This is a genomic window from Actinocorallia populi (assembly GCF_002995495.1).
Taxonomy (GTDB): Bacteria; Actinomycetota; Actinomycetes; order Streptosporangiales; family Streptosporangiaceae; genus Actinocorallia; species Actinocorallia populi.
The window spans coordinates 307,148-320,052 of record NZ_PVZV01000003.1 but is presented as its reverse complement, the minus strand read 5'-3'; the positions used below and the strand labels follow the sequence as shown (position 1 = coordinate 320,052).

The window sequence follows — 12,905 nt, the reverse complement described above, 5'->3', positions numbered from 1 at the left end:
CCCGCCGCGCCGCCCGTGCCGCCGGCCCGTGCGGCGCGGTAGGGTTCTGGGCGAACTGGTGTTCGGACGACGATCAGGGGTGGGCCGTTGCGGGTGCTGGGAGTGGACCCGGGTCTCACCCGGTGCGGCGTGGGCGTCGTGGAGGGGGTCCCCGGCGCGCCGCTGACCCTGGTGCACGTCGGTGTCATCCGCACCGACGCCGACCTCGAACCCGCCGAGCGGCTGCTGCGCGTCGAGCAGGGCCTGGAGCGGGTGCTGGACGAGTTCGCCCCCGAGGCGGTGGCCGTCGAGCGGGTCTTCGCCCAGCACAACGTCAGCACCGTGATCGGCACCGCGCAGGCCGCGGGCGTGGCGATGCTCTGCGCCGCCCGGCGGGGCCTGCCGGTGGGCACGCACACCCCCAGCGAGGCCAAGGCCGCGATCACCGGCAGCGGCAGGGCCGACAAGGCCCAGGTGGCCCTGATGGTCACCCGGTTGTTGCGGCTGAGCGCCGCGCCCAGGCCCGCGGACGCGGCGGACGCGCTGGCGCTGGCCATCTGTCATGTGTGGCGGGGCGGGGCCCAGGCCCGGATCGCCGCCGCCGTCCGGCGAGGAAGGGGAGCCAGGCGATGATCGCCTTCATCAGCGGCCGGGTGGACTCCGCCGGCGCCGAGGGCGCCGTGGTGGAGGTCGGCGGGGTGGGCCTTTCGGTCCTGTGCACCCCGGACACCGCGGCCGGGCTCGTCCCGGGGGAGCAGGCCAGGCTGGCCACCTCCCTGGTGGTGCGCGAGGAGTCGCTGACCCTCTACGGCTTCGCCGACGACGACCAGCGCACGGTCTTCGAGCTGGTGCAGACCGCCAGCGGGGTCGGGCCCAAGGTCGCGCTGGCGATGCTGGCCACGCACGGGCCGAACGCCATCCGGCGGGCGGTGGCCACCGGCGACGTCCGGGCGCTGACCCTGGTGCCGGGCATCGGCCCCAAGGGCGCCCAGAAGATCATCCTGGAGCTCAAGGACAAGCTGGGCCTGCCGTCCGGCGCCGCCGACGAGCGGGTGCCCCGCCCGCGGGTGCAGCCGTGGCGCGACCAGGTCGCGGCCGGCCTGCAGAACCTGGGCTGGGCCGCCCGCGACGCCGACGCCGCGGTCGCCGCGGTCGCCGACGAGCTGGACGGCGAGCAGGTCCCGCCCGTTCCCGAGCTGCTCAAGGCGGCCCTGCGCAAGCTGAGCCGCCCGTGAACGAGGAGAGGCTCGTCTCGGCCGAGCAGCACATCGACGACCAGGCGATCGACGCCGCGCTGCGGCCGAAGAAACTCGACGACTTCGTGGGCCAGGAGCGGGTGCGCGAGCAGCTGTCCCTGGTCCTGCACAGCGCGCTGCGCCGCGGCCGCACCCCCGACCACGTGCTGCTGTCGGGCGGCCCCGGCCTGGGCAAGACCACCCTGGCCATGATCATCGCCGCCGAGCTGGGCAGGCCGCTGCGGATCACCAGCGGCCCGGCCATCGAGCGCGCCGGCGACCTGGCCGCGGTGCTGTCCACGCTCAGCGAGGGCGAGGTGCTCTTCCTGGACGAGATCCACCGCATGGCCCGCCCCGCCGAGGAGATGCTCTACCTGGCGATGGAGGACTTCCGGGTCGACGTGGTGGTCGGCAAGGGGCCGGGCGCCACCGCGATCCCGCTGGACATCGCGCCCTTCACCCTGGTCGGCGCCACCACCCGGGCCGGCATGCTGCCGGGGCCGCTGCGCGACAGGTTCGGCTTCACCGCCCACATGGACTTCTACGAGCCGGGCGAGCTCGAGGTGATCGTCCGGCGCTCGGCGGGCCTGCTGGGCGTGCGGATCGACGACGAGGCCGCGGCCGAGGTCGCCTTCCGCTCCCGCGGCACCCCCCGCATCGCCAACCGGCTGCTGCGCCGGGTGCGCGACTACGCCGAGGTGCGGGCCGACGGCCTGGTCACCCGGGACCTGGCCCGCGCCGCCCTCGACCTGTACGAGGTGGACGCCCAGGGCCTGGACCGGCTGGACCGCGCGGTGCTGCGCGCCCTGCTGGTCAAGTTCGGCGGCGGTCCGGTGGGCCTGTCCACCCTGGCCGTCAGCGTCGGCGAGGAGTCCGAGACCGTCGAGGTCGTCGCCGAGCCCTTCCTGGTGCGCCGCGGCCTGCTGGCCCGCACCGCCCGCGGCCGCGTCGCCACCCCGGCGGCCTGGGCCCACCTGGGCCTGACCCCCCCTCCGGGCGTGGTCCCGCCCTTCCCCTCCGCCGCGCCCGGCACGGGCACGCTGTTCGACGCGGGCGGGGAAGGCGACTAGTTTGGTGCCGGGTTCCGGGAACTTAGCGGTGGGCTGGGTCGTCACGTCTTTGCCGGTGGGGCTTCCACTCTCTACACTCCGGGACTTGGCGACCGGCAGCCGATCCGGCGTCAACCCGGACAAGAATTAAGAAACAGGACGATATGTCGATTCTCGCAGCAGAGCAGCAGGGTAATGCGCTCGTCTCCTTTCTCCCGCTGATCCTCATCGCGGTGGCGTTCTACTTCTTCCTGATCCGCCCCCAGAAGCGCCGTCAGCAGGAACAGCAGAAGATGCAGCAGAGCCTGCAGCCCGGCACCCGCATCGTGACGGCGGGCGGCATCTACGGCACCGTTCTGGACAACGACGAGGGCGACCTCCTGCTCGAGATCGCCGAGGGCGTCGAGATCCGGGTCCTGGCCCAGGCGGTCATGCGGGTCGTGGAGGACGTCGAGTACGTCGACGAGGACGAGGCGGCCGAGGCCGCCGAGGGGGAGAGCGGCGGCGTGGAGCTGTCCAAGTCCAAGGACGGGGACCAGCCCGCCGAGTCCTCGCAGTCCGTCGACAAGGCCTGAACCGGCCCCCTACGGAAGAATTGACGACCAGTGGCGTCCAAGTCCAACCGACACGTCCCCAATCCGGTCCGCACGCTCGTGGCGCTCTTCGCCGTCCTGGTGCTGCTGGCCGGAGTGATGTTCCTGCAGGGCACGACCACCCCCAAACTCGGCCTCGACCTCGCGGGCGGCACCACCGTCACGATGACGGCGCAGACCGAGAGCGGCGAGAGCGCCCCGGCCGAGCAGATGGACCAGGCCATCAAGATCATCCGTGACCGGGTGAACGGGTCGGGCCTGACCGACGCCGAGGTCACCAAGCAGGGTGACAACGTCATCGTGGTGTCCGTCCCCGGTGACGAGAACGACCAGAAGCAGATCATCGACCTGGTGGGCACCACGGCCCAGCTGCAGTTCCGCCAGGCGCTGGTGACCGGGGTGGGCGCGACCGCGCCCGAGACGCCGACCACCGGCCCGTCCCAGAGCCCGTCGAAGCAGCCGACGGCGAGCCCCTCGGCCGCGCCGAGCGGCACGCCCACGGGCAACAACCGGGCGCTCTCGCGATCCCTGGTCGCCGAGCCGAGCCCCGGCGCCTCGCCCGGATCGACGCCCTCGCCGACGAAGTCCGCGGACTCCGAGGCCGAGGCGGAGCCCGCTCCCACCGACGGCGGAGAGGACTTCTCCAAGGTCAAGGACGAGAAGATCGTCAAGCTCTACCAGGAGACGGTCTGCACGCCGGGCGGCACCAAGGTGCCCGGCGCCGACGACCCGAACGCCCCGTACGTGGTGGCCTGCGAGACCGACGGCTCCTACAAGTACATCCTCGGCCCGACCAAGGTGCACGGCACCGAGGTCGACGAGGCCATGGCCCAGCCGCCCAACGCCCAGCAGGGCCAGACCGGCTGGGAGGTCGCCCTGACCTTCAAGAAGCTGGGCGCCGAGCAGTTCGGCCAGCTCACCAAGGAGGCGGACGCCGCCTACCGGAGCAACCCCTACGCGGCCGAGGCGCAGATCGCGATCGTGCTGGACGGCCAGGTCGTCTCGGCCCCGGCCATCAACCAGGGCGCGATCCTGGGCGGCACCGCCAGCATCTCCGGCGGCACCGACTTCAACCAGACGTACGCCGAGGGCCTGGCGCAGGTGCTCAAGTACGGCGCGCTGCCGCTGAAGTTCCCCGAGGACAAGCGGACCGTCGAGTCGATCTCCTCCTCGCTCGGCGCCGACCAGCTGCGCGGCGGCCTCATCGCCGGCGGTATCGGCCTGGTGCTGGTGGTGCTGTACTGCTTCCTGTACTACCGGGCGCTCGGCCTGGTGGCGGTGCTCAGCCTCGGGATCGCCTCGCTGATCACCTACCTGTCGGTGGTGATCCTGGGCGAGAACCTCGGGTTCCGGCTCTCGCTGCCGCACATCATCGGCCTGATCGTCTCCATCGGCATCACCGCCGACTCGTTCATCGTCTACTTCGAGCGGCTGCGGGACGAGCTCAAGCTCGGCCGCCCGCTGCGCCCCGCGGTCGAGTCGTCCTGGGCCCGGGCGCGGCGCACCGTCATCGTGGCGGACTCGGTGACGTTCCTGGCGGCGCTGGTGCTGTACTTCCTGGCCGTCGGCGGCGTGCGGGGCTTCGCCTTCGCGATGGGCCTGACCACGCTGATCGACGTGATCGTCGTCTTCTTCTTCACCAAGCCGCTGGTCGCCGTGCTGGCCCGGCGTAAGTTCTTCGCGACCGGACACAAGTTGTCGGGGCTGGACTCCATCCGGCTGAACAAGACCACCCCGAACTTCCGCGCGACGAAGCACCAGGAGGCATGATGCCGTTCTCAAGTGCCTTCCGCCGGTTCGTCCGCGGCGACATCGCCGCCGACATCGTCGGCCGCCCGAAGCTGTGGTACTCCATCTCCGCCCTGCTGGTCCTGTTCTCGATCGCGGGCCTGCTGATCCGCGGCCTGAACTTCGGCGTGGAGTTCACCGGCGGCTCGGTCTTCACCATCAAGGCGCCCAACGCCTCGATCGAGCAGGTCCGCGAGTCGGTGGACGGCCAGACCGGCAGCGAGTCGATCGTGCAGAAGGCCGGCGACAACTGGCGGGTCACCACCGGGGAGCTGTCCAGCAACGAGATCGCGCTGGTGGAGCAGCACGTCAGCGACGAGCTGGGCATCCCGGACAAGGAGATCAGCTCCCAGCAGGTGGGCTCCACCTGGGGCGGTGACGTCAGCGAGAAGGCATGGCAGGCGCTGATCGTCTTCATGATCCTGATCGTGATCTACCTGTCGGTGACGTTCGAGTCGCGGATGGCGCTGGCCGCGGTGGTCGCGCTGGTCCACGACCTGATCATCACCGCGGGCATCTACGCCTGGTCGGGATTCCACGTCACCCCGGCGACCCTGCTGGGCTTCCTGACGATCCTGGGGTACTCGCTGTACGACGCCGTGGTCGTGTTCGACATGATCAAGGAGGTCACGAAGCCGCTCAACGAACGGTCGAAGATCACCTACAGCCAGGCCGCCAACCAGGCGCTCAGCAGCACCCTGGTGCGCTCGCTGAACACCACCCTGGTGGCGATCCTGCCGGTGGCCTCGATCCTGTTCATCGGCTCGACCCTGCTGGGCGCCGGCACCCTGAAGGACCTGTCGCTCGCCCTGTTCGTCGGCATGATCGTCGGCACCTACTCCTCGATCTGCGTGGCGACCCCGATGCTGGTGCAGCTCAAGGAGCGCGAGCCCCTGTACCGCACGCTGCGCGAGAACATCGAACGGCGCGAGGCCAGCGCCAAGCGCCAGAAGAAGGCGGGCGCCGCGGACGGCGAGGCGGACGAGGACGACGGGCCCGCGGACGCCCAGGAGCCCCCGGAGGGCGCGGAGCCCGCGAGCGGCGGCACGGGAGTGGCGGTCAAGGTCGTCCAGGCCGGGCCGCGCAACCAGCCCAAGAAGGGCACCCGCGGCCGCAGACGCTCCTGACGACGGTACGGCGCACCGGGAGGTGCACGATCGAGGAGATCGTGCGCCTCCCTTCGTTCATGAGGAAGGAAGAAACACCCCCATGTCCCTGCAGCAGACGATCACCGGTTTGATCCGGGACGTCCCCGACTACCCCAAGCCCGGTGTCCTGTTCAAGGACATCACCCCCCTCCTGCACGACGCCGCCGCCTTCCAGTCGGTGGTCTCGGCCATCGCCGAGCAGGCGGGCCCGGTGGACAAGGTGGCGGGCCTGGAGGCCCGGGGCTTCCTGCTGGCCGCCCCGGTCGCGCTGGAGCTGGGCGCGGGATTCGTCCCGGTGCGGAAATCGGGAAAGCTGCCGTCGGAGACGTACGCTGAGACCTATGATCTGGAGTACGGCACCGCGACGATCGAGGTGCACCGGGACGCCTTCGAGCCCGGTGACCGCGTCCTGATCGTGGACGACGTGCTGGCGACGGGGGGCACCGCGCAGGCGGCCGCCTCGCTGGTCCGCCAGGCGGGTGCCGAGGTGGCCGGGCTCAGCGTGCTGATGGAACTGACCTTCCTGAACGGGCGGGACCGGCTCGCAGATCTTCGTATTCACTCCCTGGTTGCGGTCTGACCCTGACGGGATTTTCGGACAATAAGCCGGAGCCTGCCTATACACTGGGTTTTCACCAGGGAATTGTTCGGCGACGAGGAGGCCGGGTGCCCGGTGAGACGGCTGGTACGGAAACACGTGTGAGCGTGCCCGAAATCGGTACGGGTGTTCAGCCCGAGCCGGAGGCGCGCCAGACGGCACCCGTCCGTGGCACCCCAGGTCCGGGTGAGGCGACGACGGACAGGGTGCGTCCCGTTCCGGCGGGAGCGAGCGCCTCGGCCGCCTCGTCGTCCATCCCCCCGTCCGCGGCCAGGGTGCGCCGCCGCCTCGCCAGGCTGGGCGCCCAACGAGGCCCCACCATGAACCCAGTGCTGGAACCGCTGATCAAGACGGTCCGCAACACCCATCCCAAGGCGGATGTGCGGCTGATCGAGCGGGCCTACGACGTGGCGGCCCACCACCACCGCCACCAGAAGCGCAAGAGCGGCGACCCCTACATCACCCATCCGCTCGCGGTGACGACGATCCTCGCCGAGCTGGGCATGGCGACCGAGACGCTGTGCGCCGCGCTGCTGCACGACACCGTCGAGGACACCGACTACACCCTGGACGAGCTGCGCGCCGACTTCGGCGACGAGATCGCCGCGCTGGTCGACGGGGTCACCAAGCTCGACAAGGTCAAGTACGGGGACGCCGCCGAGGCCGAGACCGTGCGCAAGATGGTCGTGGCGATGGCCAAGGACATCCGGGTCCTGGTGATCAAGCTGGCCGACCGGCTGCACAACATGCGCACCATGCGCTACATGCCCCGCCACAAGCAGGAGAAGAAGGCCCGCGAGACGCTGGAGATCTTCGCCCCGCTGGCGCACCGGATGGGCATGAACACCCTGAAGTGGGAGCTGGAGGACCTGTCCTTCGCCACCCTGTACCCCAAGCGGTTCGAGGAGATCGCCCGGCTGGTCAGCGAGCGGGCGCCGCGCCGCGACGTCTTCCTGCAGGAAGTGATAGAGAACGTCTCGGGCGACCTGCGCGAGGCGCGGATCAAGGCGACCGTCACCGGCCGGCCCAAGCACTACTACTCGATCTACCAGAAGATGATCGCCCGGGACTGCTCGTTCGAGGACATCTACGACCTCGTCGGCATCCGGGTGCTGGTGGACAGCGTCCGCGACTGCTACGCCGCCCTCGGCTCGATCCACGCGCGATGGAACCCGGTCCCCGGCCGGTTCAAGGACTACATCGCGATGCCGAAGTTCAACATGTACCAGTCGCTGCACACCACCGTGATCGGCCCCGAGGGCAAGCCGGTGGAGCTGCAGATCCGCACCTGGGGCATGCACCGGCGCGCCGAGTACGGGGTGGCGGCGCACTGGAAGTACAAAGAGGAGACCGTGGGCGGGCGCAAGGCCGCCGACATGCAGTGGCTGCGCCAGCTGCTGGACTGGCAGAAGGAGACCTCCGACCCCGCGGAGTTCCTGGAGACGCTGCGTTTCGACCTGTCGGTCTCGGAGGTCTTCGTCTTCACCCCCAAGGGCGACGTCATGGCGCTGCCGCAGGGGGCCACCCCGGTCGACTTCGCCTACGCCATCCACACCGAGGTCGGGCACCGCACGATCGGCGCCCGGGTCAACGGGCGGCTGGTGCCGCTGGAGTCCAAGCTGGACAACGGCGACTCGGTGGACATCTTCACCTCCAAGGCGCCCGACGCCGGACCGTCCCGTGACTGGCTGGCCTTCGTCAAGAGCGCCCGCGCCCGCAACAAGATCCGGCACTGGTTCTCCAAGGAGCGCAGGGACAGCGCGATCGAGTCCGGCAAGGAGTCGATCGCCCGCGCGATGCGCAAGCAGAACCTCCCGCTGCAGCGCATGATGTCGGGGGAGTCGCTGGTCTCCCTCGCCGAGGAGCTGCGCTACGGCGACGTGGCGTCCCTGTACGCCGCGGTCGGCGAGAACCACATCTCGGCCCAGACCGTGGTGCAGAAGCTGGTGCAGTCCCTGGGCGGCGTGGACGACACCGAGGAGGACCTGGCCGAGCTGACCATCCCGTCGACCCGCCGCCGGGCGCGCCGCGCCGGTCCCGCGGGCGATCCGGGAGTGGTCGTGGCGGGCGGCGCCGACGTCTGGGTGCGCCTGTCGCGCTGCTGCACCCCGGTGCCCGGCGACGAGATCATCGGGTTCGTCACCCGCGGCAGCGGCGTCTCGGTGCACCGCACCAACTGCGTGAACATCGAGCAGCTCAAGAGCCAGCCCGACCGGCTGATCGACGTGAAGTGGTCGCCGGGCGAGGACTCGGTGTTCCTGGTCGCGATCCACGTCGAGGCGCTGGACCGCCCCCGGCTCCTGTCGGACGTCACCCGCGTCCTGTCGGACCACCACGTCAACATCCTGTCGGCCACGGTCGCCACCACCCGTGACCGGGTGGCGACCAGCCGGTTCACCTTCGAGATGGGCGATCCCAAGCACATGGGCCACGTGCTGAAGGCCGTGCGCAACATAGACGGCGTCTACGACGTCTACCGGGTCCACAACGGCGCCGGCTGACCGGCGCCCCGCCGGAAGAAAGATCGCGAAACCGCCTTCCGGCGGCGCCGAATAGGCGTAATTTGGGCATTGGCCGGATCCGGACGCCGGCGCCCTTCGACCCTTCTGCGCAGGAGTTCGCGACAGTGCAGCCCTCAGAGACCCCCAAGATCGACACGACCGTTCCGCACCAGGCCCGTGTCTGGAACTACTATTTGGGCGGCAAGGACTACTACGAGGCCGACCGGGCCTTCGCCGAGCAGATCCTGCAGGCCTACCCCGGAACCCGGGACGTCGCCCGCCACACCCGCGGCTTCCTCAAGCGGGCGATCACCCACCTGACGGCCGAGGTGGGCATCCGCCAGTTCCTGGACGTCGGCACCGGCCTTCCCACCGCGGGCAACACCCACGAGATCGCCCAGAGCATCGCGCCCGAGTCCCGCATCGTCTACGTCGACAACGACCCGCTGGTCCTGGTGCACGCCCAGGCGCTGCTGACCAGCTCCCCCGAGGGCGTCTGCGACTACCTGGACGCCGACGCCCGCGAGCCGGAGCAGATCCTGGAGAAGGCGGCGAAGACCCTGGACTTCGACAAGCCGGTCGCGCTGAGCGTCCTGGGCGTCCTGGGCATGGTCTGGGACGACCAGGAGGCACGGGACATCCTGCGGCGGCTGCTGGAGCCGCTGGCGCCCGGCAGCTACCTGCTCCTGGAGGACGGCACCAACACCGTCGACGCCGCGGCGGCGGCCGAGGCCGAGAAGATCCGGGACGAGGAGGGTGGCTACCACTACAAGCTGCGCACCCCCGAGCAGATCGCCCTCTTCTTCGAGGGGCTGGAGCTGCTGGAGCCCGGAGTGGTCTCGGTCGCGCACTGGCGTCCCGAGAACAACCCCTGGGGCGTGCCCGAGGAGGTCGACGCCTACTGCGGCGCCGCCCGCAAGAACTGAGTCCGGCGCGGCAGCCGGATGAACGAAAAGGGGCGGGAGCACGGTGTGCTCCCGCCCCTTTCGGGTCCGTCCGATCAGCCCTGCGGCTTGACCGGGGCGTCGATCCCGGCCTCCCTGCGCTGCTGCGCGGTGATCGGGGTGGGCGCCGCGGTGAGCGGGTCGAGGCCGGAGGCGGCCTTGGGGAAGGCGATCACCTCGCGGATGCTCTCGGCGCCGATGAGCAGCGTGACCAGGCGGTCCAGGCCCAGCGCGATGCCGCCGTGCGGGGGCGGCCCGTAGTTGAAGGCCTCCAGCAGGAAGCCGAACTGGGACTGCGCCTCCTCCTCGGGCAGGCCGATCGCGGCGAACGCGCGCTCCTGGACGTCCTTGCGGTGGATGCGGATCGAGCCGCCGCCCAGCTCGGTGCCGTTGAGCACCAGGTCGTAGGCGTTGGACAGGGCCGACCCGGGGTCCTTGTCGAAGGTCTCCAGGCTCTCGGCGGTGGGCGCGGTGAACGGGTGGTGCACCGCGTGCCAGCCGGTCTGCTCGCCCTTGTCGTCCTCGATCGGCTCGAACATCGGGAAGTCCACCACCCACAGGAACTTCCACGCCGACTCGTCGATCAGGCCGCAGCGGCGGCCGATCTCCAGCCGCGCCGCGCCCAGCAGGTCCAGGGCCTTGTGGCGGCGGTCGGCCGCGAAGAAGATCGCGTCGCCCGGAGCGGCGCCGACCGTGGCGGCCAGGCCCGCCAGGTGCTCGGCGGAGAGGTTCTTGGCGACCGGGCCGCGCAGCGAGCCGTCCGGCTCGACCAGCACGTAGGCCAGGCCGCGGGCGCCGCGCGCCTTGGCCCAGTCCTGCCAGGCGTCCAGCTCCTTGCGGGTCTGGGAGGCGCCGCCGGGCATGACGACCGCGCCGACGTGCTCGGCCTGGAAGACGCGGAACTCGGTGCCGCTGAAGTAACCGGTGAGGTCGACCAGCTCCTGGCCGAAGCGCACGTCGGGCTTGTCGGAGCCGTACTTGGCCATGGCCTCGGCGTAGGTCATCCGCGGCAGCGGCAGCGGCACCTCGTAGCCGGCCAGCTCCTTCCAGACCCGGGCCACCAGCGCCTCGCCGACGGCCAGGACGTCCTCCTGGTCGACGAAGGACATCTCGATGTCGACCTGGGTGAACTCCGGCTGCCGGTCGGCGCGGAAGTCCTCGTCCCGGTAGCAGCGGGCGATCTGGTAGTACTTCTCCAGCCCGGCGACCATGAGCAGCTGCTTGAACAGCTGCGGGGACTGCGGCAGCGCGTACCAGTGGCCGGGCTTGAGCCGCACCGGCACCAGGAAGTCGCGCGCGCCCTCGGGGGTGGAGCGGGTCAGCGTCGGGGTCTCCACGTCGACGAAGCCCTGCTCGCGCAGCACCTCGCGGATGAGGAACGTCGCCTCGGAGCGGGCCCGCAGCGCCTTGGCCGAGGACTCCCGGCGGATGTCGAGGTAGCGGTGCCGCAGCCGCGCCTCCTCGTTGACGTTGACGTCGCCCTCGATGGGGAAGGGCAGCGGAGCGGACTCCGAGAGCACCTCGATCTCGTCGGCCACGACCTCGACCGAGCCGGTCGGCAGTTCAGGGTTCTCGTTGCCCTCGGGCCGGATCCGGACCGAGCCGGTGATCTTCACGCAGAACTCCGAGCGCAGGTCGTGCGCGGCGTCCTCCTCGCGGAAGACGACCTGGACGGTGCCGGAGGCGTCGCGCAGGTCGATGAAGGTGACCCCGCCGTGGTCGCGGCGGCGCGCCACCCAGCCGGCCAGCACGACCTGCGTGCCGGCGTGCTCCGCCCGGAGAGAGCCGGCCTCGTGCGTGCGAATCATGAGAGCTTTCCTTTGAGAACGTCGATGATGTCGGTGAGCGGGACGGCGGTCTGGTCGCCGGTGGCCAGGTCCTTGAGCTGCACGGACCCGGCGGCCAGATCTCGCTCGCCGAGGATCAGGGCGTAGGCGGCGCCGGAGCGGTCCGCGCCCTTCATGCCCGCCTTCATGCTGCGCCCGCCGAAGCCCTGGTCGGCGGCGATCCCGGCCCGCCGCAGCCCGGTGACCAGCTTGAAGATCTCGCGGGCGGCCTGGTCGCCCAGCGCCACCCCGTAGACCTGGACGCAGGCGCCGGTCACCGCGGGGACCCGCTCGGCCTCCATCGCCAGGACCGTGCGGTCCAGGCCGAGGCCGAAGCCGATGCCGGGCAGCGGCGGGCCGCCGATGGTCTCCGACAGGCCGTCGTACCGGCCGCCGCCGCCGATGCCCGACTGGGCGCCCAGCAGCGGGTGGTCGAACTCGAACAGGGTGCGGGTGTAGTAGTCCAGGCCGCGCACCAGCCGCGGGTTCTCGGTCCACGGGATCGACAGGTCGGCCAGCAGCTCGCGGACCCGGTCGTAGTGGGCCTTGCAGGCCGCGCACAGGTGGTCGGCGATCAGCGGGGCGTCGCCGAGCTGGGCGATCACCTCGGGCCGCTTGTCGTCCAGGACGCGCAGCGGGTTGAGCTCCACCCGGCGGCGGGTGTCCTCATCGAGGTCCAGGCCGCGCAGGAAGGACTGCAGGGAGGCACGGTAGGCGGGACGGCACTCGGCGTCGCCCAGGGTGTTCAGGTGCAGGGCGGTCCGGCGCAGGCCCAGCTCGCGGTAGTAGTCCCAGGCCAGGGCGATGGTCTCGGCGTCGATCGCCGGGTCCTGCGAGCCCAGGGCCTCCAGGTCGACCTGGTAGAACTGCCGGTACCGGCCGGACTGGGGCTGCTCGTAGCGGAAGACGGGGCCGACGGCCCAGACCTTCACCGGCAGCGCGCCCCGGTGCAGGTTGTGCTCCAGCACCGAGCGCAGCGCCCCCGCGGTGATCTCCGGCCGGAGCGTGATCGAGCGGTCGCCCCGGTCGGTGAAGGTGTACATCTCCTTGTTCACCACGTCGGTGGACTCGCCGACGCCGCGGGCGAACAGCTGGGTGTCCTCGAAGACCGGCAGCTCCAGATAGGAGTAGCCGGCCCGGCCCGCGGCGGCCGCGAAGGCGTCGCGGGCGGCGAGGAACGCCGCCGAGCGCGGCGGAACGTACTCACTGACCCCCTTGGGGGCCTGGAAAGTGCTCATGGAAGA

At 70.9% G+C, this 12,905-nt stretch carries 12 protein-coding genes; 9 read left to right on the top strand and 3 right to left on the bottom strand.

Features of this window, described 5'->3' with window-relative positions:
* The first annotated feature begins 87 nt into the window (after positions 1–87).
* The 7 genes from ruvC to C2865_RS14510 all read left to right on the top strand — a co-directional run bounded on the left by ruvC (position 88) and on the right by C2865_RS14510 (position 6,372).
* Positions 88–612, top strand: a complete 525-nt coding sequence (gene ruvC / locus C2865_RS14540; protein WP_106398994.1) for a crossover junction endodeoxyribonuclease RuvC — start codon at positions 88–90, stop codon at positions 610–612.
* Positions 609–1,214, top strand: coding sequence for a Holliday junction branch migration protein RuvA (gene ruvA / locus C2865_RS14535; protein WP_106398993.1), 606 nt, complete (start codon positions 609–611; stop codon positions 1,212–1,214). The genes ruvC and ruvA overlap by 4 nt, the downstream gene beginning before the upstream one ends.
* Entirely contained in the window at positions 1,211–2,284 is a 1,074-nt protein-coding gene (gene ruvB / locus C2865_RS14530; RefSeq protein WP_106398992.1) for a Holliday junction branch migration DNA helicase RuvB, read from the top strand. Before ruvA ends, ruvB begins: the two co-directional genes overlap by 4 nt.
* Before the next feature lie 143 nt (positions 2,285–2,427).
* A complete protein-coding gene (yajC, locus tag C2865_RS39990; RefSeq protein ID WP_198653325.1) occupies positions 2,428–2,838 on the top strand; it encodes a preprotein translocase subunit YajC in 411 nt (136 codons plus the stop codon).
* Positions 2,839–2,868: 30 nt separating this feature from the next.
* A complete protein-coding gene (secD, locus tag C2865_RS14520) occupies positions 2,869–4,626 on the top strand; it encodes a protein translocase subunit SecD (protein WP_332873365.1) in 1,758 nt (585 codons plus the stop codon).
* Positions 4,626–5,771: a protein translocase subunit SecF gene (secF, locus tag C2865_RS14515; RefSeq protein ID WP_106398991.1), complete on the top strand. Its 1,146-nt coding sequence runs from the start codon at positions 4,626–4,628 to the stop codon at positions 5,769–5,771. Before secD ends, secF begins: the two co-directional genes overlap by 1 nt.
* Positions 5,772–5,853: 82 nt before the next feature.
* The gene (locus tag C2865_RS14510; RefSeq protein ID WP_106398990.1) at positions 5,854–6,372 is read left to right on the top strand and encodes an adenine phosphoribosyltransferase; all 519 of its coding nucleotides are present in this window, start codon (positions 5,854–5,856) and stop codon (positions 6,370–6,372) included.
* Positions 6,373–6,520: 148 nt separating this feature from the next.
* Here C2865_RS14510 and C2865_RS40705 read toward each other — a convergent pair whose 3' ends face one another.
* Positions 6,521–6,712, bottom strand: a complete 192-nt coding sequence (locus tag C2865_RS40705; protein WP_157963722.1) for a hypothetical protein — start codon at positions 6,710–6,712, stop codon at positions 6,521–6,523.
* Between C2865_RS40705 and C2865_RS14505 the strand changes: the two genes are divergently transcribed.
* Both C2865_RS14505 and C2865_RS14500 read left to right on the top strand, forming a co-directional pair.
* Positions 6,711–8,891 (top strand): RelA/SpoT family protein, encoded by a 2,181-nt coding sequence (locus C2865_RS14505; protein ID WP_106398989.1) that lies wholly within the window; start codon positions 6,711–6,713, stop codon positions 8,889–8,891. The two genes, C2865_RS40705 and C2865_RS14505, sit on opposite strands and share 2 nt — an antisense overlap.
* Before the next feature lie 125 nt (positions 8,892–9,016).
* Positions 9,017–9,817 (top strand): SAM-dependent methyltransferase, encoded by an 801-nt coding sequence (locus tag C2865_RS14500; RefSeq protein WP_106398988.1) that lies wholly within the window; start codon positions 9,017–9,019, stop codon positions 9,815–9,817.
* A gap of 74 nt (positions 9,818–9,891) precedes the next feature.
* Here C2865_RS14500 and aspS read toward each other — a convergent pair whose 3' ends face one another.
* Positions 9,892–11,643 (bottom strand): aspartate--tRNA ligase, encoded by a 1,752-nt coding sequence (aspS, locus tag C2865_RS14495; protein WP_106398987.1) that lies wholly within the window; start codon positions 11,641–11,643, stop codon positions 9,892–9,894.
* Entirely contained in the window at positions 11,640–12,899 is a 1,260-nt protein-coding gene (hisS, locus tag C2865_RS14490) for a histidine--tRNA ligase (RefSeq protein WP_106398986.1), read from the bottom strand. Before hisS ends, aspS begins: the two co-directional genes overlap by 4 nt.
* Positions 12,900–12,905 lie beyond the last annotated feature (6 nt).